The following is a 22288-nucleotide window of genomic DNA, read 5'->3' as shown; positions in this document are numbered from 1 at the left end:
AGGGCCGTTTAACCTGCCAACGAAAAAGGCCGTGCCCCTCACAGGGCACGGCCTTTTCATCTCAGCCAGCGCGGATCAGTTATCCAGCGCCACCCGTCCGGCAGCCTCACGCTTGCGGTGCACCAGCAAGCCAGCTGCCACCACACCAATGCTCAGCAGCGCAGTCGCGATGATTTCGGCACGGTGATCTTCACGCAACGCCATTACCACCAGAATGGCAACGATGAAGGCAATGGTCGCCCAGGTCAGGCCCGGGAACAGCCACATCTTGAATGTGATTTTCTCGCCGCGGGCTTCACGCTGGGCACGCATGCGCAACTGCGACACGGCAATCACCAGGTACACCAGCAGCGCAATGGCGCCCGAACTGGCCAGCAGGAACTCGAACACCTGGGCCGGGGCCACGAAGTTGGCGAACACGCAAAGGAACGCCGCTGCCGTGGACAGCAAAACCGCCACGTGCGGGGTAGCCGCCTTGGTGGTGCGCTGGGCGATGGCCGGTGCGTCGCCACGCTTGCTCAGCGAGAACAGCATGCGCGACGAAGTGTACAGCGCCGAGTTCAGGCAGCTGGTCACCGCGATCAACACCACGATGTCGACGATCAGCTTGGCATTCGGTACGCCGATACGGCTCAGCACGGTCTGGTAGGAACCGGTTTCGGCCAGCGCTGGGTCGTTCCAAGGCACCAAGGCCACGACCAGGAAGATCGACACCAGGTAGAACAGGCAGATACGCCAGATCACCGAATTGGTGGCACGGCTGATCTGCTTGCCCGGGTCCTTCGACTCGGCAGCGGCGATGGTGACGATTTCAGTACCCATGAACGAGAACATGGTGGTCAGCATCGCGGCCAGCACGGCGCCCAGGCCGTTCGGCATGAAACCTTGGGTATCGAACAGGTGGCTGGCACCGCTCACCTGACTGTTTGGCACGAAGCCGAACAAGGCAGCACAGCCCACGGCGATGAAGCCGATGATCGCCAGCACCTTGAGCAGGGCGAACCAGAACTCGAACTCACCGTAGTTCTTAACGCTGCACAGGTTGGTCAGCGTCAGCGCCAAGGTAATGATGAGGGAGAATGCCCACAGGTCGACCGCAGGGAACCACGCATGCAGGATGGCTGCGGCGGCATTGGCCTCCAGCGGTATCACCAGCACCCAGAACCACCAGTACAGCCAGCCAATGGTGAAACCGGCCCAGCGCCCGATGGCGCGGTCGGCATATGTGGAGAACGAACCGGTGTCAGGCGAGGCGACAGCCATTTCACCCAACATGCGCATCACCAGCACCACCAGGGTACCGGCGGCGGCATATGCCAGCAGCACGGCAGGGCCGGCAGCTGCGATGGCGTGGCCGGAGCCTACGAACAGGCCGGCACCGATGACGCCAGCGATGGACAGCATGGTCACATGCCGTTGTTTGAGCCCCTGAGCGAGGTCATTGGAATTGTTACCGCTCATTGAAACTACCTTTGTAAGGAGTGGACCACTCCGACTGCGAGTACAAAGCGCACCAAGGGTTGGCCTAGGCGTCGCTGCAATCGGCGGTTTCCTACTGGCAATAAGCGCGCCATGTGCTGGATGCATTCGTCAGAAGTTTCTGCGGGCCTTTTAGGACGCGGCTTGGAGGGCTTTCGGCCAAGACTTGACCGAAAGAGCACCAAATCATCGGATTACTGAAATACCCACTTACAAATGCACCACAGGTGCTCCCCGGTAACACCTGTGCACCACCGCAATGCAAAAAAGTGCAACCTTGAGGTACAACCTTTAAAGCTAGCGACGCATTCGCGGGTAAACCTGCCCCCACTGGAATCGTTTGACCTAAAGGTCGGCTTTACCCCGCCAATGGGCCAAAACCGCTTCCATGAGCGGCCCAAAGGTGGCACCATCGCGCCTTTTTTCATCAAGGCTCTGGTGCTGGGCGACACCTTCGCGGACATCTGCGCGACGTTACGCTGTAGCGATGCGACAAACTGCCCCACCAGTGCCCACAGTCCCCGGCGACCCTGTTGGCCGTCATAATGCCGCTATGCTAGCTTGGCGCACGCCAGGAAGGCCGCCAATAGCTGGGAACGCACCCGAACACATGAGGACCGCACATGGCTCAGGCCACGCCCGCGCTGGAAATCCGCAATCTGCACAAACGCTACGGCGAGCAGGAAATTCTCAAGGGCATTTCGCTGACCGCACGCGACGGTGACGTGATCTCCATCCTGGGGTCGTCCGGCTCCGGCAAGTCCACCCTGCTGCGCTGCATCAACCTGCTCGAGAACCCGCACCAGGGCGAAATCCTGGTCGCCGGCGAAGCCCTCAAGCTCAAGGCCGCCAAGAACGGCGACCTGGTCGCAGCCGACAACCGCCAGATCAATCGCCTGCGCAGCGAAATCGGCTTTGTCTTCCAGAACTTCAACCTGTGGCCGCACATGTCGATCCTCGACAACATCATCGAGGCGCCACGCCGCGTGCTCGGCCAAAGCAAGGCCGAGGCCATCGAAGCCGCCGAAGCGCTGCTGAACAAGGTCGGCATCTACGACAAGCGCCACAGCTACCCCGCCCAGCTTTCCGGTGGCCAGCAACAGCGCGCCGCCATTGCCCGTACCCTGGCCATGAAGCCCAAAGTGATCCTGTTCGACGAGCCCACCTCGGCGCTCGATCCGGAAATGGTCCAGGAAGTGCTAAACGTTATCCGCGCATTGGCCGAAGAAGGCCGTACCATGCTGCTGGTGACGCACGAGATGAGCTTTGCCCGCCATGTGTCCAGTGAAGTCGTCTTCCTGCACCAAGGCCTGGTCGAAGAGCAGGGATCGCCGCAGCAGGTCTTCGAAAACCCGACCTCGGCGCGTTGCAAGCAATTCATGTCCAGCCACCGCTAACGGAGCAATACATGCACACTTACAAGAAGTTCCTCCTGGCAGCTGCTGCCACGCTGGTGATGTCGGCAAACGCCATGGCCGCAGAAAAACTGCGCATGGGTATCGAAGCCGCCTACCCACCGTTCAACAACAAGGATGCCAGCGGTAACGTGGTTGGTTTCGACAAAGACATCGGTGACGCCCTGTGCGCCAAGATGAAAGTCGAATGCTCGGTCGTTACCTCCGACTGGGACGGCATCATCCCGGCCCTGAATGCCAAGAAGTTCGACTTCCTGGTGTCGTCGCTGTCGATCACCGACGAGCGCAAGCAGGCCGTGGACTTCACCGAGCCGTACTACTCCAACAAGCTGCAGTTCATCGCGCCGAAAAACGTCGATTTCAAAACTGACAAAGAGTCGCTGAAAGGCAAGGTAATCGGCACCCAGCGCGCCACCCTGGCCGGCACCTACCTTGAAGACAACTTCAAGGGCGTCGACGTGAAGCTGTACGACACCCAGGAAAACGCCTACCTGGACCTGGTGTCCGGCCGCATCGACGGCATCCTGGCCGACAAGTACGTACAGTACGAGTGGCTGAAGAGCAAAGACGGCTCGAACTTCGAGTTCAAGGGCGAGCCGGTGATGGACAGCGACAAGATCGGTATTGCCGTGCGCAAAGGTGACACCAAGCTGCGCGACGACCTGAACAAAGCCCTGGCAGAAATCAAAGCCGACGGCACGTACAAGAAGATCAACGACAAGTACTTCCCGTTCAGCATCGAATGACCCGCCCTGACCGGCGCGCCCTTGCGGCGCGCCAGTCCCTAGAATGACCTGCCCATGAATATCGACCTGCACGGATTCGGTCCGGCCATGATGGCCGGCACCTTGATGACCGTAAAACTGGCGCTTTGCGCCTTGCTGCTGGGGCTGGTGCTGGGCCTGCTCGGCGCCCTGGCCAAGACCTCCCCGCTCAAGCCGCTGCAATGGCTTGGCGGCTTTTACTCGACCCTGGTTCGCGGCGTGCCCGAACTGCTGTGGGTGCTGCTTATCTATTTCGGCACCGTCGGGCTGATGAACAGCCTCGGCGAAGCCCTGAACATGCCTGGCCTTGAGCTGAGTGCCTTCGCGGCCGGCGTGATCGCCCTGGGCCTGTGCTTCGGCGCCTATGCCACCGAGGTGTTCCGTGGCGCCATCCTGGCGATTCCCAAGGGCCACCGTGAAGCGGGCCTGGCACTGGGCCTGTCCAAGGGCCGCATCCTGTCGCGGATCATCCTCCCGCAGATGTGGCGCATCGCCCTGCCCGGCCTTGGCAACCTGTTCATGATCCTGATGAAGGACACCGCACTGGTGTCGGTAATCGGCCTTGAAGAGATCATGCGTCATTCGCAGATAGGCGTGACCGTGACCAAAGAGCCGTTCACCTTCTACATGGTCGCGGCCTGCATTTACCTGGGCCTGACCGTCCTTGCCATGACCGGCATGCACTTCATGGAAAAACGCGCCGCTCGCGGCTTTGCGAGGGCCGAATAATGAATTGGGAAGTCATCTTCAAATGGCTGCCACGCCTGGCCGAAGGCGCAACCCTTACCCTGGAGCTGGTGGCCATTGCCGTGGTTGCCGGGTTGATCCTGGCCATCCCGCTGGGCATCGCCCGCTCCTCACGCCATTGGTACGTGCGTGCGGTGCCGTTCAGCTACATCTTCTTCTTCCGTGGTACGCCACTGTTGGTGCAGCTGTTCCTGGTCTACTACGGCCTGGCGCAGTTCGATGCCGTGCGCTCCAGCTCGCTGTGGCCGTACCTGCGCGATCCGTTCTGGTGCACGGTGCTGACCATGACCCTGCACACCGCCGCGTACATCGCCGAGATCCTGCGTGGCGCGCTGCAGTCGATCCCCAAGGGCGAGATCGAAGCGGCACGCGCGCTGGGCATGTCACGGGGCAAGGCACTGTTCTACATCATGCTGCCACGTGCTGCGCGCATCGGCCTGCCGGCGTATAGCAACGAAGTGATCCTGATGCTCAAGGCCAGCGCCCTGGCCAGTACCGTGACCCTGCTGGAACTGACCGGCATGGCCCGTACCATCATTGCGCGGACCTACCTGCCGGTGGAAATCTTCTTCGCGGCCGGGGTGTTCTACCTGGTGATCTCGTTCTTGCTGGTGCAGGGCTTCAAGCTGCTGGAGCGCTGGTTGCGCGTGGATGCCTGCCAAGGCCGCTGAGCCGTCCCGGCCTCTTCGCGGGTGCAACCGCGAAGAGGCCCTAAAACCCAACACACGTCCTCCCATGCCCAGTCACCTCCACAGCCACCACCTAAGCACCCGCTTCCAGGCACTCGACCAGTTCCTGATCGAGCACCAACAGCTGTGGAAACCCCGCCCCTTCACTACCCTGCACCTGGGCTGGGAAACCACCCACCCCGAACTGGCCACCCACCTGCGCCAATGCTCCCTGGCAGACGCCGAAGCCGATAGCACCGCTGACCACTTGCCCGCCCCATTCCCGCAACTGGCCCAGCAAGCCCAGCAGCTCTCCACCCTCGGCAGCCTCCCTCAGAGCGCTCGACCCTCCGCCGCCCACCGTCTGGACGTTGCTGTCCCCGGCCGCAAATGGCAGCAGATCGAAGCCTTCGCCAGCCACCTGGCCTTCCGTGAACCGCCGCAACACTGGCTGGACTGGTGCTCTGGCAAAGGCCACCTGGGCCGCCGCCTGTTGCAACCCGGCCAGCAGCTGACCTGCCTTGAGTACGACGCCGACCTGGTCGCCGCCGGCCAGGCCCTGAGCGCCCACCACCACGTGCCAGCGCAGCATGTGCATCAGGATGTGATGGCCAGCGACAGCGTCCGCCACCTGGCAGGCGACAAGAGCGTGGTCGCCCTGCACGCCTGTGGCGACCTGCATGTACGCCTGATGCAACTGGCCAGCCGGCAAGGTTGCCGGCAGTTGGCCGTAGCCCCCTGCTGCTACAACCGCACAGCCGTGCAGCAATACCAGGCGTTATCCACAGCCGCGCAAGCGTCCAGCCTGCAGCTGTCGCTGGACGACCTGGGCCTGCCCTTGAGCGAAACCGTCACCGCTGGCGCCCGCGTGCGGCGCCAGCGCGACACCTCGATGGCCCGGCGCCTGGGCTTCGACCTGCTACAACGCCAGCAGCGCCAGAGCAGCGAATACCTGCCGACGCCGTCGCTGCCGGTAGCCTGGCTGGAAAAGCCTTTCGAGCACTACTGCCGCGACCTGGCAGATCTGAAACAACTGCCTTTGCACGGCAACCCGGATTGGGCCGCCCTGGAGGCCGCGGGCTGGCAGCGCCTGGCCGAGGTACGCAACCTGGAGCGCGTGCGCAACCTATTCCGCCGGCCGCTGGAACTATGGCTGGTGCTCGATCGCGCCCTGTTTCTCGAAGAACAAGGCTATGAGGTGCGCCTTGGCCTGTTTTGCGACTACCCACTGACCCCGCGCAACCTGCTCATCCTTGCGGAACGCGACCGTTAGCCGCAGCACAACCTGTGGATAAGTCTGTGAACAAGCTTGTGATTACCTGTTGGAGCCAAGCGCTATTTCAAGCGCTTGGCTTATTCCAGCTTACGCGTCAAGCCCAACAAAAACAGGCGTTTGCGCAAAGACCAGCGGCGTAGCGATCCGGCATGCCTTTCGCGCAAGTCGGCAATGCCACTTGTGCATAAACATTTCTTGTGGTTGATGCAAGCGCTGTTTGCGCGGTCATTTATGGGTGTGAGAATTCCCGCGAAGAGCGCCTGACAGGCAACACAAGGCTAATGCCCAACCGCCGTAACGGTGTATCATCCGCCCCCCAAATCATTAAAAAGTGACGTCGCGCGCTGCCCGCCAGCCCCGCGACCTTCTGGCGTTGCGCCAGAACCGACAATGGACCAACGGACTTGACCATCGTGACTCGAGCCACCCCCCTCGCCCTGTTGACCTTCGCTCTGGCCCTGACCGGCTGCACCAACGGCACCGCGCCCCACTCCAACAGCAACCTGGGCTGGAACCACCCCGGCATGCAGCTGGGCGGTGATAACGGCCTGCCCCTGCGCACCGAAAGCCCTTGCCGCAAACGCGGCTGCGACAATGACAAGCTGTTCTTCAACCCAGGCAAAAGCGAGCCAAGCGTCAACACCATCCACCGCGGCTGGTAAGAAAATTCTCCTTTTGGGCCGGTAACTTAGGTCTTTTGCGAACAATCGCAAGGAAGTGGTTTACAGGCGCCAAACGATCGCTATAATGACGCCCCATTGCCGGTATAGCTCAGATGGTAGAGCAACTGACTTGTAATCAGTAGGTCCCGGGTTCGATTCCTGGTGCCGGCACCATATAGATCAACGACTTAGGCTCACCTCACGGTGGGCCTTTTTCGTTTCTGGGCTTTGAGCCTCCCATTTTTCCCCGTTCATTCCCCGTTTCCGCTTACCTCTATTCTTGGCTGCTCACTGCCCGCGCACCGCGCCATCGTGACATTCCGTTAACAAAAGCTCTCCAGCCGGGCGGCGCACTCACAGTCCCCGCCGGGCCGGGAGTCACGCCAGGTTCACGACCCAGGCTCGGCATTGACCTGTGCAGGAGCGTCTATGGCACCTCAGTCGCGAGCGCTTGGCTAAAGTTAGAGGAGAGGCCGTCCGGGCTGTCACGAAGCCTTCCTGGTATTCGACGACCTCAATCCGCTGTCTACGACGGAGGAGCACATGGTCTCTGCCGAGAATGATCGCTTCATGCGTATCGCTGAAGTCACCCGAATTACCGCACTCAGCCGAAACACCATTTACAAGCGAATGAGGGAGGGGACATTTCCGAAGCAGGTGAGGCTTGGGCCAAACTCCGTCGCCTGGTTGCAGTCCGATATCTCCGCCTGGATGACCTCGGTGATGCCAGACAAACCAGAGGCCTCGTGAAGCTCACACCCTTCATCTGAAACAGACTGGGCCTGACGCCGGGGCGGTAAGATGGTATCGCCGCCGCGGCAATCAAAACTGCTATGCGCTCGCTGCACGAACGTAACGGGTCGCGGCGGCCCCTATCTCAAACTTTTCATTGCTTCCGCGCGTCTGGCGTCAATGTAAGAAGCCAGGTCCCCAATGTGCACACCACGCGCTGACTTCTGGCTTTTCTCGATCGAGATAAGTGGGAGCCGAATTTCGCCGCGCGCGATCTTGCCCTTCAGCTTTTCAACAGAGAGATGTGGGAAGTAATCGGTGCAGACCCGTTCAATTGGGATCACAACCATCCCATCGTACTGAGCGAGGAGTAAGAAGGTAGTGTTCACTGCGCGCCTCGACGCAGTTTCTTTCCGGTGGCGAGCCGTACCGCATCTTCAAACGCCTTCTTGGAAGCATCAATAGATTGCTGCTCATGATCCCGAGCAGCTTGCTTCAATTGCTGTCTCGGCTCCTTCTGGACGCGTGTGGCAGTAATGTACTCGTCTGCCCATGCGTCCAACTCGTAACGATCGAAGCCGACGCCCCTGACGCCAATGCGGAACTCTGCTACGAATGGCCTTACTGTTCTGTTGAACTCCTGCCTGCACATCCCTAGGTACTCAGGGGCGTCCCGGTACCTGAGAATTCTCGGCATTACCTGATCACGGCTCATGATAGGTGCACTCGGCCAACTGTGGTCTAACTCAGGCTAACAGTCCCGTTCCGCATGAGCTGCCTACATGACAATCGGCTTTTCTGCACTGACCAAGAGCCGGCTCATGCCGACAGGTAACCAGAAGGCGCAAATAGGGCAATCGCGTCGGTGGGAGGGGGGTTGTGTATAGCCATTGTTTAAGCGATGCCCAGGGGGTGGTGTATAGCCGGGCACCGCCACCCCGGAACCGTAAGGGTGGCGCTTCACCATCCAGTGACCGTGGCTGCTCGCCGGCGGGTGCTGCGATCTGACAGCAACCCCTTGCTCAAGCAGATACCGGAAAGTTTGCCGGGATCTACAGCCCCATCTGCCTGATGATCCTGCGCGGCTCCATTCCATCGCGAAGCGCCCGGCTGGCGTCCATGGTCATCTGGTCGAGCGCCTTGATCTCGAATGCCTCGGCCATGGCAGCGGCCTTCCTGACGATCAGTAGCGCCAGCTCTGGCGGGAACTGGACCGGCTCCGGTTGGGGTAGGTAGTCGCAGTCGATAACGGACATGTCGCGGCCCTCGATGTGATGGTGCTCAACGTGGCGAGCTGGGCACCGGATTATCTGATAACTACCCAGCATCCGGGTAGTTTGTACCAGACCCGCCCGGCCACCTGTTCCGGCCTGCTGTCAGGGTGCTGCTCTACCACCTGGTCGGCCAACTCTGCCGGGTAGCAGAATTGATAATCGAGTCGATCGAAATTGGTAGTTTCGTCGCGGTCAACATCTGGGCTATTTCACGCTGGTAAAAGTCGGCGGAGGTCGGCGCTTTCGCCCAGGTGTCACTGGTTTGTGAAGTCCGCTCTCACACTCTCGCAAGAACTCCCTCACCGTACCGACCCGCCAGCAAATCCGGCGGCCCTGCTTGAACGATGGCGGAAGCCAGGCCGCCCCCGCCTGCATCGCACTTCTGATTGCCGACTCTGATCGGCAGAGCAGCATGGCAAGCTCTGGGACGTGGATAACTTCGGGCTCCATATCCGACTCCTTACGCATTCCGGGGCCCTCTCTTCAGGGTGGTTCCAGATCAGGCTACCACTAACAAATCGTTGGGCGTTCTGAAACGACGGTCGGGACTAGCATGCGCTTTGGCTCGAAGAGGCCCAATCGGCCTAGCCCACATCCCGCTGGCCAGAGTGTCAGGGGCTGGCACTTTTTTGTCCCTGGCAAGCCTGGCATGTCAGGTTTTGTCAGGTTCTGGACCACCCGGTTTCTCTTGACGAGCAAGCCCGGAAACTCTTGACGCCCTCCGCTCCCACAGGTCGGCCAGAATCAGCGCCAGCCCTTGTACAGCAGGGGTTACAGACGATCCTGCTCAAGCGCCAGCGGCTGAATCCGTCAAGGCCCTGTCAAGGATTCCGTCAAGGCCTGTCAAGAATTTCGCCGCCCCTGGCCATTCTGGACGAGTAGACGCCGGTCGATGGTGGCCAGCCTCCCGCGCATCAGGTAAATCACCGCTCCCACGGCATTCCATCTGCTGGTGCTGGTCCTGATCCGTCCAGAGCCTGTCCAGAATTCGGGCTTTGGCATTAGACGGGACTGTCCGCGCCAGCCCATCACGCATTGGCCCAGGCCAGGCCCGGCAGGTGATCCAGCGAATGGGGCCGCAGGCCACCGTCTATCGCGGTCTAGTGCGGGTCTATTTTAACTTGGCGGCTCTGGACGAGCAGGCGGTCCGAGCAGATCACCACTAGGCCGGCAGTCACGACATCACGCGCCATAGCGCCAGCGCCACCGCCCAACACCAGCGACCCGTCCAAAGCTGTCCAAAATCCGTCAGGGGTCTGTCAGGGGTACGAGACGGCCAGGGCCTCTACTTTGACGGCCTATAGCACCGGACGGACCTCAGACGCCCACCCGGTGCTGGCTCCGTCTCATGCCTGTCTCACATTCCGTCAAAGCGTGGTCAAAGTGGTTCCCAGTCGATCAGGTGTGGCTTTTCCGGTGTGTCCGTAAAAGTGTGGAGTCGGTCCACCGTGTTGATTCCTACACAGTGTGTCGCTTTCGAAACGGTGGAACCTGAGAAAACCTGAGATTGGATCGGCTGGCGCTTGGTATGGGATTCGTAGTTTTGATGTGGTTGTTCACGGTGGGCGTGTCGGTGCGGTTGCCACTGGCAAGCCTGCAATACCGTGGAAACCAGAGTGGAAACTGGGGCTGGAAACCATAACTTTTGATAACAGGCAGGCCGCCCAGGTTCGCGCATAGACGATTGCGAACCATAGGCGCGAACCAGCCTAGTGCGCACGCCAGAATGCGTACCAGCGGTGCGTACCTGGCCGCGCACCACTACACAATCACGCACCGCGCTGCGTGAAGATCGTGCGTGAAGCAGCGCGCGAACCATCCATGAGTCGGTCTACTCCACCTTAGCCCGCATCCCGCGCCCCCCTCCTCCTCAACCTTTCACCCTATCAGCCGTTAAATACTCACTGCGGCATTCAAAACAATGGGGACGTTTATGAAACGAGTCGAGCGGGATTTTATTACCTTGTTCAACTGTCTGTGGTACCGCGATTTCCCGGTTACTGAAGCAAACGATCTGGCGGGGCGCGCCGATTGGACCATCCACCTCGGATTGGTGGTGCGTCAGTGCGCTACGCTCCTTGGCGCGAGAGCACTGTTTGAGCAGGGCGGGCGCACCGACGCGGTACTGCGCTACCCCGAAGGCGACACTCTTTCGTTCGTCGAGTGGGAATGGAAGCGCGCGCATACTGATATCAATGAAATTTCCAAGCTGTTAGAGCGTGCCAGCCAGGCAGTGTTCCAGACCTTCATTGGCTATAGCAGGGTTGAAGACGTAGCGCTCACGCTGGAACGAATTCACACGCAATGGCAGGGCGCGGACAGGCCACTGATGGTTTTCCTCATCACTTATGAACTATCTGGTCGCAGCCGTCATTTCATGGAGCTGCATACCTACATGTTTGCCAAAGGGAAATACAAAAAGGTTCGTACTCAACCAGCACTACCGTGGAAGGTGAATAGGGCTAAAGCCAACAAAGCTACTGATGATGCATGACCACTGGCCACTTACCGCGAATGCTAGCTCAGCGACCTGGCTGATGTTGCCATCAGAGCGTCCCGGCGCCGGCGCTTGAACTCCGCCCTGTTCGCAAATGTTAGTGCCTGGCCTGGGCTGGCCAACCCGTCAGCCTGTTAAGAAATGTTGGTGTGCGGCGCTGGCGCTGGGTGGATCGGGCGCCAGGCCAGTCCGGTTACCAGGCGTGGTTACCATCGCTGGTTACCAGCTCCGCTCAGGTGGCATGACTGCGTGCAGATCCCGAGGAAAGGTAGGTCGACTTGGCGGCTGTACCACCAAAAACACCAGCCCCGTAATAGACTCGGGACACTTTCATGCTTGAAATGAAAACGTCCTAACCCCGGTACAAAAGAAGTCCTCAACCTGGTAGGGGCTCGGTTTAACTGAAAGGTGGCGTAGCCGTGGCTTTGACGCGGCATGCAATGGCATTCCTGTGGCACAACAATGGACTGAGAGTGCGAAGCTCATCTCATCGGCATCAGCAATGTCCAATCCGTGCTAATTCCGTGGCACAAGAACGCCATTTCATCGCCACTTCATAGCGCCATGCTCAGCACTAGCGACCTGTCAAAGCCTGTCATGATATCCACCTCGACGACTGGACCGCATGTTGACAAATGTTGACATCGGAGCGGGCGTTAGCGGGCCGGCCTGTTAGCAAAAGTTAGTATTTGCCTGGTTGATCGGCCCAGTTCCCTGTTAACAATTGTTACGGTTCAGCCGCCTGGCGAGATAGGTGGTTGTGATGCTGCCGGGCAGGAGCGATACGGTATCAGGCAGCAGTGTCGCGAATACGCAGTACAGTAGTTGTCGAGCAGTTCGCATGCCTGGCAGTGGCTCGGATACCTAGCCCGGCGCCCAGAAGCTCCTTCACACGCTTGTGAAGCTCCTCATCCACAGGCCGGCCTTGGTATTTGCCTTCAGCTTTAGCCTTCTGAATCCCCTGAGCCTGGCGCTCGCGGCGCTGCTCGTAATCCTTCCGGGCGATGGCGGCCATCATTTCGACCAGCATCGAGTTGATCGCGGATAACATGCGGTCGGTGAACTCATCGCCCTTCGTGTCGCGCATACCCTGGTGACTGGTAGGCAGGTCCAACGCCACGATGCGCAGGCCCTTGGCGTCGATCGCACTCTTGAGCTTCGCCCAGTCGTCGGCCGGCAGACGGGACAGGCGATCAATAGATTCGACAAGCAGCACGTCACCCTTCCGAGCGTCCTTGAGTAGGCGCAGCAGCTCCGGTCGATCTGCAGCGGCACCGCTGGCATTCTCCAAGTATTCGCAGGCAATGACCTTGTTGTGGTCGCTGGCAAACTTTTCCAATGAAGCCCGGGCGCGGCCGGCGTCTTGCTCGTCGGTGGATGCTCGAAGGTAGGCGCGAATGAACATGATGCAACCTGTATCAGTTAGGGTGTTGTCCTAACACTGTTGCATTTTGGGTGTTACTTATCAAGCAAAAAGGGCTGATTTGGTTAAATTAGACCGTATCAGCCCAAGCATACCTTGCGTAGCATACGAGCTAGAAGCTAAATTGCCATCACTCCTCGCCAGACATAAATTTAGCCGTGGAGCATTCCCAGGGAGGGGTTCCGCACTGCGATCTACCTCGCCCTGAGTTCGAACGATCTGCGAGGATTAGTAAGTGACAAAGAGATATCTCCGATTTTATGACCTGCGAGTCAAAGCTGCTGCCCGATATCACGTAAACGGCAAGCCTATTTCAAATACCGTTACAGCCTTTACGTTGCTGACAATTTTGCGCCAAGCGAAAGCTTTATTTGACGCGAGCAAGCTGACACATCGAGAAATCCCCGACAGCGTCAAGTATTACTTGGCTGACATTGAAATAGACGAAAATGCACAAAAGGCTACATTACTGATAAATAAGAGCGACCCAACCGAGCCCGATCAAACCATATCTAATCCGGTTTCAGGTGAACGCCAAGAGCTCTTAAAGCCGGATGGATTTGGCAATGATTACTCTGCTCATCTCTGCGTGAGCCTAGTCGCGCATCAACCAAACCTTTATTCCATGGTATATGAATCGCCTCGTGGAGGGATACCAGGAACCCAAATTCACAGTTTTCTAAATCACCTGCTACGAGAGTGTCGAAGTGGAAATAAGGCAGAATATAAGGTGCCCCATCCTGCCGGTGTAATGGAAGGCGGCGCTCCTCTAATGGTCAACGCGCTGCATAGCATAGAGTTAAACGGAAAAATTTCTGATGAGTTCTTGAATGATCTTGCAAACGGAACACTCGGACGTATCGAACTGGCTAATTATGAAAACCATGGACAGGTCTGGGACAATGGTGCAGGATTGAGCGAGGAGAAAAAAATAATCGTGTTGCGCCCGCAAATCGAAAATCTTCCACCCCAAGGTGTGATTGATGCTCTCAAACAGGCCTTTAACCGGGGCAACCAATTTGACTACAACGAAGCAGTCATACGGTTCAGAGACCCTTCGGATGAGGCGCACACAGTCAAGGTGAACACAGACGACTTCACGCTCACTGATAACGAGCGGTATGTAAAAAAGGCGTCAATCGATACCCCTGATACAAACTCGAATGGCTACGGAGAGATCGACGATGACATCAAAAGATCGCTTTACAACGCCTTATAAAGTTTTTCTCGGGCAACTATGCAGGCCATTTGCCTATTTAGCGATACGTCACGAACACAAAAAAATTATGGACTGGTTTTTCCCGGGGATTTTGGTTGGACTAAGCGCAATAGTACTACTGACCTGGGGAGAAAAAATCAATCTTTATGGAAGCTCAGGAGTTTTATCAAAGATACTAAGTTTTATACAGAACCTTCCTGGCTTTTATATTGCAGCGCTGGCTGCGATCGCTACATTCGGCCGTTCTGATATCGACAGCATAATCCCGGCTCCCACACCACTGATAACAGAATTTCGCGGCGGGGAGGAACAGGAAGTCGCTTTAACTAGGAGGCGATTCCTAAGCATGATGTTCGCATTTTTAACTGCCGAATGCGTGATAATAATACTTGGATCAATCGGGCTACTAACACTAGCTGGAGATCTAGACAAATCATCAATACCCTACGCCTCAACTATTGGAGCAGCAGCATTTCTCCTAATCATGCTATTCTTCTTCCAGATGATACTTACAACCTTCTGGGGTCTATACTATCTAGGAGATAAAATCCATAAAGTTGATTGAATGCTTGGGACCGCCCCTAAACATTTCACGGGGCGACCCAGTAATTCTACAATTACGGAGAAGATCAAGCTGCATCGTTACTAGAGATACAGATAATCGGTGTACCGCCCTACCCCGGCAAATCACTGAAATGTTTTCTCAATTTTCCGTTCGGCCCCCACAGGTTGCCAACGGAGCGCGCGCAGCGAGCCCTGTAGTGTTCCTCGTATCGCCTGATTTTGAGCGCTATATCTGCGCCGATCGGACCTTCGTGATTAATTACGGCCAGTGTTCGCCCGATCATCGTTCCGACCAGCTCAAAGCGGGCCCTGATCTCGTGCATGGGCGCATTCGCATCATCGACCCAGGCACCGAACACGCGCACGAAAAGCTCAATTACCTGCTGATCCAGCTCCGGCCCCAGCTTTTCTTTGTCCCAATGAATATCTGTCAATTTGCGTTCCTCTGCATTCTGTAGAACTGTTCCATGGTCTCCGGGAAGCCACCCGAGCCAGTGGCTACTTGATCTCTAAACCTGTCTTCCACAGCCTGGATAAGCACCTCAAGCTGGCCGTTCTCGCCGGTGCGTGTCTGCACCACGGCATTGCTGTTGTTATAGATGTAGACCTCATGCTTAACCTGGGGAGCGGTCCCGGACTGCCCGGACTGCCCCGAACGCTGATTATCTGTCGGTGCGACTGACCGGCCAGCCACCGATACCCGCTCATTCGAGTTGATCGCCTCCAGCAGCGCCCGGTTACGCTTGGTCGCCGCGGCATTCACCACGAATTCGCCGTCACTCAGGCGGGCCATGATGCTGTCGGAGGTGCCGGTACCTGCGCCGGACACGTAGCCGCCGGTGGCGAAGCCGGGAATCACAGCGAGGCTGGTGGCCAAGGCCGTGGTCGAAGTCAGCGCTGCCGCCGCAGGCACGGAGTTGGCGCCCAGGGTTGCCAAGGATGCCATCGCCGCAGCCGGCGCCCAGGCCGTGGCCGTGGTGCCAGCTAGGATCATGCTCTGGCCTGCAGCTGCCGTACCCAGGGTGGCGTTCAGTGCCGCGTTCACGCCCATTTGCACGCCCATCTTCACGAAGCCGCCAATGATGTCGCGCACAACGTTGTTTGCGATGTCACCCAGGGTATTGAATGACAAACTGCCGCTCATGATGCTGCTTGTGATGTCGGTGGAGATGTTGTTGAACGCGCTGGAGAAGATCGCCTCCGTCTGCCCGGCGATGTCCCGCGCCTGGTTGCCGAAGTTCTGCACCGCAGCCGTCCACCCGTTGATCGGGTTGAGCATGTCCTGGTCGACCTGCGCCCAGCCGTTTTGCATTTCAGCTATGCGCTTAGGCAGATACTCACGCTGCAGGTCGATCTGCCTTTGCAGAGCCTGCTTTTCTCTTTCTGATTCAGTCCGATCCCTCTCGGTCATCAGATTCTGAATCGTGGTGTTCGTGTCGCGGACTAGCTGAATCTGACTTCTTGCTCGCTCTGTTTGCAGGTCGCCCATTCCGACAGCGGCGGCATTGATCCGGTTTTCATCACGATCAGTTTGCAGTTGACGCTCCAACTGCGCCCGGTACTGCTCGGCCTGTGTAAGGCCTTGGACGCCTTTGATCGCGGCGGCGTAGTTGATTGAGGACTGCGCCAGCGCCTCGTTGTACTGCGTCTGGGTGATCTTGCCTTTCGACAGCAGAAGCTCCAGCTGAGACTGGCGCTCGACATACTCTTGCAGGGCGAACTTGGCTGGCTGGGCGGCCTTGTAGAGGTCGTCAAAGGCTGATCGTGCGGCGCTGAGCTTTCCTGCCAGGCTGTTCTTGCCGCCGCCAGACCCAGAGTTCGCGGACGTGCTTCCATCAAGCTGGGCGATGGCGTCCTGCGCCATCTGGGCAATCGTCTTCCCGCCCGGCCCAGTAGGCATTTGCACTTGAGGCTGGCCAAATGTCAGAAGTGCAGACCCTTGGAGATTGAGCTGGGGGGCCGATAGTGCCGACACCATTCGCGCAGAAGACGCCACTGCGAAGTTGGCGGCCTGCTCAATGGCCGTGATCTGGCGCCTGGTGCTGCCTTCTGTGTTTTCGGCCATCTTGCTCATGGCCTTGGAATGGTTTTCCATCTGAGTTCTGATCGCCTCAGATGCCGTGATCGAGGCGATGAGCTGAGCTCTAAGCCGATCCTGCTCAGCTTTCTTCCCATCCTGAATCGCTTTCTCGTACTTCTTGAGGATGTCGGTCTGCTCTCCGATCAGCCTGGCGTATTCGACCTGCTGCGAGTTGAATCCAGCCTTGGAGGCCGTGTATGCAGCCTCTTGAGCTGCGTTTGCACCGATGAGGTCCCTCGTCTGGGTAAGCTGTTGAATGTACTTGTTCCAGTCGCCGGCGGTGCTGCTGATCGAAGCGCCGACCCCGGCCTGGGACTTGGCAAGCGAATCAGCGGCCGACGCAGCAGCCGTAGTGGCGGTCTTGCTCCGGCCCAGCAATTGCTCGTAGTCAGCCGCCTTGCTGCTGCTATCTGCGTAACCGGCAGCGATTTTCACCAGCTCATCTTGGTACACGCTTGCGATCGAGGTATTGGACGTGATCCAGCTCGTCAGGGAGTCAAGCGAGCGCTGGCCATTCTTCACTTCGTCGAACAGGTCGCGGAACGTCGCCACCGCCTCGACCCCGGGGGCGCCGAGCGAGGACAGGCCTTGGAATGCCCGGTTGAAGTAGTCTTTGAGGGCCTTGTCTGCCTCAGCGGTCGCGTCTCGCTGAGCCTGCATCCAGGTCGCAGATTGGAAGCGCTTCTGCTCTGCGGTCAGGGTTTTGAACTTGGAGATAGACTCGTCCAGGGTCAGGTTCTGGTCGATCAGCGCCTGTGTTGCAGTGTCAGTACCTGAGCCAAAGTAGATCATGGCGCCTGCCAGGGTGCTCACGGCTGCTGTTGCAAGACCTACAGGCCCGCCAAACGCCGCCATCACAGCAGTACGTGCCGCAGCGCCTCGGGTAGCAGTGGCGGTAAGGCTTGCCTCGGCAGCGGTCTGCGCAATTTTGGCTTGGGTGAGAGCGATGGTCGCGGTACGGTTTTCGCTAGCTGCGGCCACCTGCGCCTGCAAAGCGAAGGTTTCAGCATTGGTGCCTCGGGCGGCCTGCAGCTCAACGTTTGCCCGGGCCAGCTTGGCGCCGGTCAACTGCTTCTCTGCAACGGCACGTCGAACGCTGATCTGGGAGGCCTGGAGGTCAGCAGCTGCGACGGCACGAGAGGCCGTTACCTGTTGCATCGTGGCGGAGAAGTCGGCCAGCCGAGCCTGTGCAGAAAGCGTGAGGGATGAGGTGAGCCTTACCCCCACACTGGTTGCATAAGCACCGGTCAGAGCCAGGATTGCATCCATATTCGAGATGACGCCCTCGAAGCCCTTCACTCCCACGCCGGCGATGCTTGCCAGGGAGCTGGAAAAGGTCTGCATCCCATTGATGATCTGGGGATTGGCGAAGGCGTCGCCGAGCGACGTCATGGCGCTGATGGCCGGGTCGACATTGATCTGTCCAACGGCGGCCAGGAAGTTGTTTTTCATGACCTGCGATGCGCGCTCAAAGAGGGGAGGCATCGAGGCCACTTCCTTGTTCAGCGAGGACAGCGAGCGGAGCAGGGCATTCATCACCACTTCCGAGGTGATCTTGCCCTCGGCAGCCATTGCGCGGATCTGCCCGTTGGTGACGCCCAGGTACTCGGAAAGAGCGCGGGTGATTCGCGGGGCCTGCTCCATCACGCTGTTCAATTCTTCGCCCCGCAGCGTGCCAGAAGCCATCGCCTGCGACAGCTGGATGCTTGCGGCCGTCGCCTCCTGCTGAGTCGCGCTCGATACGAGAAACGCCTTGTTCACCGCATCGGTGGCCTTCAGCAGTTGCTCTTGAGAAAAGCCCGCACCCTTGGTGGCGTTGGACATACGAGTGAACAGCGAAACAGTGCTCTCCAGGCTGGAGCCAGTTTCGTTTGCCATCGCCTTGAGGGTTTCGAACGTGCGCGCCGCTTCGGCAGTTGAAGCGCTCACCAGGCCGATCTGCCCGGCCATCGTCTTGAATCGGTCGGTAGCCCGAAGCAGATTGTTGGTCAGTTGGCTGACCCCGATGCTTGCCATCGCTGCTGCAGCTGCTTTCGCTGCCGGCCCAAGCCCGTAGATGCTATCCGCTGCATCGTCACCGGCTCCCGTTAGAGCTGCGAGCTTGCCACGTAGAACATCGGCTTGTTGGCGTGCAGCCCTTGAGTCAATCGTTATGGCGAGGCGCGATTCCGTAGTCATACAGAAGCCCCCTGGCCGACAAGCCCTTGATCACCAAGAGTGATCGACCTGTTTTCAGCAAGCACAATCAACAACGCATTGGCCTCAACGCTGCCTCTCTCTGCCGCCTCTCGCAACCTCACCCACGCTGCGGACAAATCTGCTTTAGTCGGCTTCGCTTGCTGCCCCCTGATCTTCCCACCTGCATTCATCTCTACACCCTCTCGATGATGGTCAATAAGATGAAATTAGGCCCGATCTGATCGGATAAACAGTGTTTTTTGGGTGCACCTCAATAAAGACACATCCTGGCACGTCCTGACACAACAAGCGGAGGGGTCTAGAAGGGAATTTCGTAGCAGTATCTAGGGGCAACTCAAATTGATACGAAATGACGATAGGCCGTCAACGATGCTACGCGCCAGACTGACCAGCTGTGCGCGCACCACAAAACTGGGGTACAGCGTTTTGTGGCGCGAGCAGGGATCACTTAATTCCGCATTCGGCCAAGGCCTTGCTCAGCGATTGATCAAGGGCATATTCGCCCGTGGTGCTGGCAGCCTGGTTCATGCCTAGCGTGCGATAGATCAGCACCTTGCCGGTCTTCATTTGCGCCAAAATCTTCTCGGCCTTTTCACCGGTCGCCGCGGTGAATGGAGACATGGCCTGGGCAGAGGCCTGCAGGGCGGCCTTGTAGGTGCTCTCCAGCATCTGTTGCTGCTTGGCATCCCCCCCGTATGCTTGCATGGCTTTGAGCTGCCCTTCCGGCACGTAGTCCACTGGGGTCTCCCCTGTCGCAATGGTCCACGCAGTGTTTTGGTCGATCCTAAGCTGGACATCTCCGACAGGAATTTTGAAACGGCCCCCGCTCCGAATCCCTACCCTCAGTTCCCCATTCACCGATTCGATGTACGGGTAGTAGTGGTTGGAAGCAGTGAATACACCGCCGCCTGTGTAGAAGCTGCCCACAGTCACGCCACAGGTAGACTTGTCCGTGAACTGGTCAGTACTTCTGACGGTGACCCATTCGACTTCGGGAGTTACACCTGCGCAACCGGCCAAGGCCAGCGCTAGGGCAAGCGTGCAGAGTCGTTTCATATTCATCCTTCTTAGCGGGCAGGAACCGCCCAGATATGCGTCCTTAGGTGATGGCCAAGTGCTCTTGGCCAGAGTTTTATACCCGCCTACCCCTTCAATTCCAATCATTCAGATGGCGCTTCGCCTGGTGAACGCCTTTGGAGTGGGAGATCCAAGAGGTGACGATCAATGTGAATCGACTACCCAATGAGATTTATAAGAATGGCCTCCGACTCCGCCATGTCTTCGCGCTGGCTGGCAATCAGGTACCGAAACACCGCCAGTCCCTCGGACTTATCACGGGGCCGGATCTGCGCCAGCAGGCCGAACACGAACCAGTCACGTGCGGTCGCATCGGGTGGTCCGTCGCTGGCGTCACGGTCGACGGCGTTACGCAGCCGGTAGAGCTGGTCCCAGTAACTAAGCTCGTACAGGCAATCCGCCAAGGTGTGAGGCAGCAATTCAGGGTGGGCGTTGAACCGGGCGGCTACCTGGCGCTTATCGAAATCACCGAACTGGCCGGCAGCACGCAGTCCGCGCAGCGCCTCGATGCAGAACCTTTCAGCCTCGGTGTCGGCCAGCAGGGTATCACCGAAGCGAGCGACGCCCTCCAGCCTCAGCCGGTTCTGCTCAATGGCCCGAGTGGCCAGCGCATCCAAGTCAGCGAAGCCAAACGACGACATAGCAGCGAACAGATGCCCTGGATTGGTGGCCACCAAGTAATCTCGGTACCGCTTCTCTAGCACATCGAGCGGCGTCTTGATCTTCTTGGCGCCCTCCATGGCCCGGTCAATCAGGGCGGCCTGGCCGGTACTGATGACGGAGCGCAGCCACAGCACCGCATCCACCTCCTTGTCGCCGGTGCCCACCTCCTGCGGAGGCAGCTCGGGCACGCTTGGCAGTGCCTCGGTGCTGGCGCTGATCGGCGGCAGGGTAAACATGGCGCGGTGCTGCTCGTTGTCGCGGAACGCCCCGGATCGTGAAACTAGGGTCTTCACCGTTCCTAGTGGTATGCCGGTGATCTGGGCCACCTCACGGAGGGAGTGACGCCGGCGCAGGTCCAACACTAGGCGCCGCTGCTTATCTGAAACCCGCTGCTTCGTCTTCACGGGTGAATCAGGCTGTTTCGACTCTGGCTTAGTCATGGCTCACACCACCCGCAGCTTAGGTGGCAGCTTGGGCCCGAATGGCGCCCCAGGTGCGAAAGGGTCAGGCAGCACCCCATCGGGACAATCCCTGATGAAGTCCGCCATGGCCGCGTGACAGGCGTTGAACAGCGGCGCGTCATTCCATTCTTGCCCCCGGCGCTCTGCACTGTCCTCCACGACGTGGGTGAACACCAAACCTTCCAGGCTGGTGACGCCCTCCCGCCTGACATGCTCACGCTCCACCACGTTCACGCTCAGCAGGTCGCACAGGCGGTCGACCCCCAGGGCATCGGCTAATCCGTCCTCATCGAACAGCAACTGCCGCCCGAACCCGGACAAGGCCACCAGAGCCTTGCTCTGCTCATCGTCGCGGTGCTCCCACGCTTGCTGCTCCAGATCGGCAATAGCCTGGCGGGTGAATGGTAGGAATGCTTTCAGCTTGCCCGCCTGGCGGCGTATGGCTCGTCGCTCGGCGTGTATTGAATCGAGGTTGCGGCTGATGTTGCGGCAGATACGCCGGGTGGTGATGAGTTGCGTGCTGGCGCTGATTCCTGGCTTCAAGGCGATATTGCACAGACGCATGGTCGGTGTGGGCGTCATGAGTGGGCCTCCATGGGCATGTTGTCGTAGGTGGTGCGCAACTCGGTACCGATCAGGCAATGGCGACCAGCGGGCGCATAGCAACCCCGGCAGGTCATGACATGGCTGATGTACTGGTCGCGGGCCCCCCGCCACTGAGGCGTGGCATTGGCGGCGTTGGCGTAAGGGCCGGATGGCAATTGCACAGCATCGACTAACACCAACCGCGGGCGATCCGGAGCGCGTTTCGCCATCGGTGGCTTGCTAGCGCCAGCACCGTTCGGCGGCATGTGATTGAGCAGGTCGGAAAGGAGGCTCATGGCGTCACCTCCCCCGGATTCCCATAACGCCCAAATGTGTCTGTGAAAAAAGATCGGGGGAACGGGGGAACGCGGGGAACACCCAGTGTTTCCGGGGCCTCCAGCTGGGGTACGTGTTCCCCACCCGAAAAACTGGGGAACAGTGATAACCAAGCAGAAGGGGAATCGCAGGCGCTTATATTCAAAAACATGTTTGTGTTCCCCCTG

22 protein-coding genes and 1 tRNA gene are annotated in these 22288 nt (G+C 58.8%); 11 read left to right on the top strand and 12 right to left on the bottom strand.

The window, feature by feature from the left end:
* Positions 1-75 precede the first annotated feature (75 nt).
* On the bottom strand, positions 76-1461 hold the full coding sequence (gene gabP, locus ACNQP3_RS01400) for a GABA permease (RefSeq protein WP_012270085.1): 1386 nt from the start codon (positions 1459-1461) through the stop codon (positions 76-78).
* Positions 1462-2102: 641 nt separating this feature from the next.
* Between gabP and ACNQP3_RS01395 the strand changes: the two genes are divergently transcribed.
* The 8 genes from ACNQP3_RS01395 (at position 2103) to ACNQP3_RS01360 (ending at position 7761) form a co-directional block, all read left to right on the top strand.
* Entirely contained in the window at positions 2103-2876 is a 774-nt protein-coding gene (locus ACNQP3_RS01395) for an ABC transporter ATP-binding protein (RefSeq protein WP_003257472.1), read from the top strand.
* 11 nt (positions 2877-2887) lie between these two features.
* Complete coding sequence (locus tag ACNQP3_RS01390) at positions 2888-3640, top strand: ABC transporter substrate-binding protein (RefSeq protein WP_003255747.1); 753 nt, start codon at positions 2888-2890, stop codon at positions 3638-3640.
* Between the two features lie 54 nt (positions 3641-3694).
* Positions 3695-4387, top strand: a complete 693-nt coding sequence (locus ACNQP3_RS01385) for an ABC transporter permease (RefSeq protein WP_003255749.1) — start codon at positions 3695-3697, stop codon at positions 4385-4387.
* Entirely contained in the window at positions 4387-5076 is a 690-nt protein-coding gene (locus tag ACNQP3_RS01380; RefSeq protein WP_012270083.1) for an ABC transporter permease, read from the top strand. The genes ACNQP3_RS01385 and ACNQP3_RS01380 overlap by 1 nt, the downstream gene beginning before the upstream one ends.
* A 64-nt stretch (positions 5077-5140) precedes the next feature.
* A complete protein-coding gene (locus ACNQP3_RS01375) occupies positions 5141-6346 on the top strand; it encodes a methyltransferase (RefSeq protein WP_069943184.1) in 1206 nt (401 codons plus the stop codon).
* Between the two features lie 416 nt (positions 6347-6762).
* Positions 6763-7011 carry a hypothetical protein gene (locus ACNQP3_RS01370; protein ID WP_060493557.1) on the top strand — a complete coding sequence of 83 codons (249 nt, stop codon included), beginning with the start codon at positions 6763-6765 and terminating at the stop codon, positions 7009-7011.
* Between the two features lie 98 nt (positions 7012-7109).
* A tRNA-Thr gene (locus ACNQP3_RS01365) sits at positions 7110-7185 on the top strand.
* Between the two features lie 369 nt (positions 7186-7554).
* A complete protein-coding gene (locus ACNQP3_RS01360) occupies positions 7555-7761 on the top strand; it encodes a helix-turn-helix transcriptional regulator (RefSeq protein WP_232862600.1) in 207 nt (68 codons plus the stop codon).
* A 122-nt stretch (positions 7762-7883) separates the two neighbouring features.
* Here the strand turns inward: ACNQP3_RS01360 and ACNQP3_RS01355 are convergent, their stop codons facing one another.
* The 4 genes from ACNQP3_RS01355 to ACNQP3_RS01340 all read right to left on the bottom strand — a co-directional run bounded on the left by ACNQP3_RS01355 (position 7884) and on the right by ACNQP3_RS01340 (position 9467).
* Entirely contained in the window at positions 7884-8132 is a 249-nt protein-coding gene (locus tag ACNQP3_RS01355; RefSeq protein WP_264316737.1) for a pyocin activator PrtN family protein, read from the bottom strand.
* Positions 8129-8458: a hypothetical protein gene (locus ACNQP3_RS01350; protein ID WP_264316736.1), complete on the bottom strand. Its 330-nt coding sequence runs from the start codon at positions 8456-8458 to the stop codon at positions 8129-8131. Before ACNQP3_RS01350 ends, ACNQP3_RS01355 begins: the two co-directional genes overlap by 4 nt.
* A 337-nt stretch (positions 8459-8795) precedes the next feature.
* Positions 8796-8999: a hypothetical protein gene (locus tag ACNQP3_RS01345; protein WP_156858712.1), complete on the bottom strand. Its 204-nt coding sequence runs from the start codon at positions 8997-8999 to the stop codon at positions 8796-8798.
* Positions 9000-9221: 222 nt separating this feature from the next.
* Entirely contained in the window at positions 9222-9467 is a 246-nt protein-coding gene (locus ACNQP3_RS01340) for a hypothetical protein (protein WP_264316735.1), read from the bottom strand.
* 1483 nt (positions 9468-10950) lie between these two features.
* Between ACNQP3_RS01340 and ACNQP3_RS01335 the strand changes: the two genes are divergently transcribed.
* Positions 10951-11511, top strand: a complete 561-nt coding sequence (locus ACNQP3_RS01335) for a hypothetical protein (RefSeq protein ID WP_264316734.1) — start codon at positions 10951-10953, stop codon at positions 11509-11511.
* A gap of 793 nt (positions 11512-12304) precedes the next feature.
* On the opposite strand, the gene ACNQP3_RS01330 is transcribed toward ACNQP3_RS01335, so the two are convergent.
* Positions 12305-12919, bottom strand: a complete 615-nt coding sequence (locus tag ACNQP3_RS01330) for a recombinase family protein (RefSeq protein ID WP_264316733.1) — start codon at positions 12917-12919, stop codon at positions 12305-12307.
* Positions 12920-13172: 253 nt separating this feature from the next.
* Here ACNQP3_RS01330 and ACNQP3_RS01325 point away from each other — a divergent pair, with 253 nt between their 5' ends.
* Complete coding sequence (locus ACNQP3_RS01325) at positions 13173-14156, top strand: hypothetical protein (RefSeq protein WP_125474416.1); 984 nt, start codon at positions 13173-13175, stop codon at positions 14154-14156.
* Complete coding sequence (locus ACNQP3_RS01320) at positions 14122-14721, top strand: hypothetical protein (protein ID WP_264316732.1); 600 nt, start codon at positions 14122-14124, stop codon at positions 14719-14721. Before ACNQP3_RS01325 ends, ACNQP3_RS01320 begins: the two co-directional genes overlap by 35 nt.
* A 109-nt stretch (positions 14722-14830) precedes the next feature.
* Here ACNQP3_RS01320 and ACNQP3_RS01315 read toward each other — a convergent pair whose 3' ends face one another.
* From ACNQP3_RS01315 to ACNQP3_RS01290, 6 genes are all read right to left on the bottom strand, one after another.
* A complete protein-coding gene (locus ACNQP3_RS01315; RefSeq protein WP_264316731.1) occupies positions 14831-15154 on the bottom strand; it encodes a hypothetical protein in 324 nt (107 codons plus the stop codon).
* A complete protein-coding gene (locus ACNQP3_RS01310; protein ID WP_264316730.1) occupies positions 15151-18978 on the bottom strand; it encodes a tape measure protein in 3828 nt (1275 codons plus the stop codon). The genes ACNQP3_RS01315 and ACNQP3_RS01310 overlap by 4 nt, the downstream gene beginning before the upstream one ends.
* A gap of 465 nt (positions 18979-19443) precedes the next feature.
* Positions 19444-20055, bottom strand: coding sequence for a hypothetical protein (locus ACNQP3_RS01305; protein WP_209862268.1), 612 nt, complete (start codon positions 20053-20055; stop codon positions 19444-19446).
* Between the two features lie 179 nt (positions 20056-20234).
* Positions 20235-21179, bottom strand: a complete 945-nt coding sequence (locus ACNQP3_RS01300; protein WP_264316729.1) for a hypothetical protein — start codon at positions 21177-21179, stop codon at positions 20235-20237.
* 3 nt (positions 21180-21182) lie between these two features.
* The gene (locus ACNQP3_RS01295; protein WP_119368517.1) at positions 21183-21782 is read right to left on the bottom strand and encodes a hypothetical protein; all 600 of its coding nucleotides are present in this window, start codon (positions 21780-21782) and stop codon (positions 21183-21185) included.
* On the bottom strand, positions 21779-22081 hold the full coding sequence (locus ACNQP3_RS01290; protein WP_264316728.1) for a hypothetical protein: 303 nt from the start codon (positions 22079-22081) through the stop codon (positions 21779-21781). Before ACNQP3_RS01290 ends, ACNQP3_RS01295 begins: the two co-directional genes overlap by 4 nt.
* Positions 22082-22288 lie beyond the last annotated feature (207 nt).

Source organism: Pseudomonas sp. LFS074 (assembly GCF_047978165.1).
Taxonomy (GTDB): domain Bacteria; phylum Pseudomonadota; class Gammaproteobacteria; order Pseudomonadales; family Pseudomonadaceae; genus Aquipseudomonas; species Aquipseudomonas putida_P.
This window is presented reverse-complemented; position numbering and strand designations above follow the sequence as displayed.

Coding starts and splice junctions, on each gene's coding strand:
- gabP (WP_012270085.1), bottom strand. CDS start 1,461: ATGAGCGGTAACAATTCCAATGACCTCGCTCAGGGGCTCAAACAACGG.
- ACNQP3_RS01395 (WP_003257472.1), top strand. CDS start 2,103: ATGGCTCAGGCCACGCCCGCGCTGGAAATCCGCAATCTGCACAAACGC.
- ACNQP3_RS01390 (WP_003255747.1), top strand. CDS start 2,888: ATGCACACTTACAAGAAGTTCCTCCTGGCAGCTGCTGCCACGCTGGTG.
- ACNQP3_RS01385 (WP_003255749.1), top strand. CDS start 3,695: ATGAATATCGACCTGCACGGATTCGGTCCGGCCATGATGGCCGGCACC.
- ACNQP3_RS01380 (WP_012270083.1), top strand. CDS start 4,387: ATGAATTGGGAAGTCATCTTCAAATGGCTGCCACGCCTGGCCGAAGGC.
- ACNQP3_RS01375 (WP_069943184.1), top strand. CDS start 5,141: ATGCCCAGTCACCTCCACAGCCACCACCTAAGCACCCGCTTCCAGGCA.
- ACNQP3_RS01360 (WP_232862600.1), top strand. CDS start 7,555: ATGGTCTCTGCCGAGAATGATCGCTTCATGCGTATCGCTGAAGTCACC.
- ACNQP3_RS01350 (WP_264316736.1), bottom strand. CDS start 8,458: ATGAGCCGTGATCAGGTAATGCCGAGAATTCTCAGGTACCGGGACGCC.
- ACNQP3_RS01345 (WP_156858712.1), bottom strand. CDS start 8,999: ATGTCCGTTATCGACTGCGACTACCTACCCCAACCGGAGCCGGTCCAG.
- ACNQP3_RS01340 (WP_264316735.1), bottom strand. CDS start 9,467: ATGGAGCCCGAAGTTATCCACGTCCCAGAGCTTGCCATGCTGCTCTGC.
- ACNQP3_RS01335 (WP_264316734.1), top strand. CDS start 10,951: ATGAAACGAGTCGAGCGGGATTTTATTACCTTGTTCAACTGTCTGTGG.
- ACNQP3_RS01330 (WP_264316733.1), bottom strand. CDS start 12,919: ATGTTCATTCGCGCCTACCTTCGAGCATCCACCGACGAGCAAGACGCC.
- ACNQP3_RS01320 (WP_264316732.1), top strand. CDS start 14,122: ATGACATCAAAAGATCGCTTTACAACGCCTTATAAAGTTTTTCTCGGG.
- ACNQP3_RS01310 (WP_264316730.1), bottom strand. CDS start 18,978: ATGACTACGGAATCGCGCCTCGCCATAACGATTGACTCAAGGGCTGCA.
- ACNQP3_RS01305 (WP_209862268.1), bottom strand. CDS start 20,055: ATGAAACGACTCTGCACGCTTGCCCTAGCGCTGGCCTTGGCCGGTTGC.
- ACNQP3_RS01300 (WP_264316729.1), bottom strand. CDS start 21,179: ATGACTAAGCCAGAGTCGAAACAGCCTGATTCACCCGTGAAGACGAAG.
- ACNQP3_RS01295 (WP_119368517.1), bottom strand. CDS start 21,782: ATGACGCCCACACCGACCATGCGTCTGTGCAATATCGCCTTGAAGCCA.
- ACNQP3_RS01290 (WP_264316728.1), bottom strand. CDS start 22,081: ATGAGCCTCCTTTCCGACCTGCTCAATCACATGCCGCCGAACGGTGCT.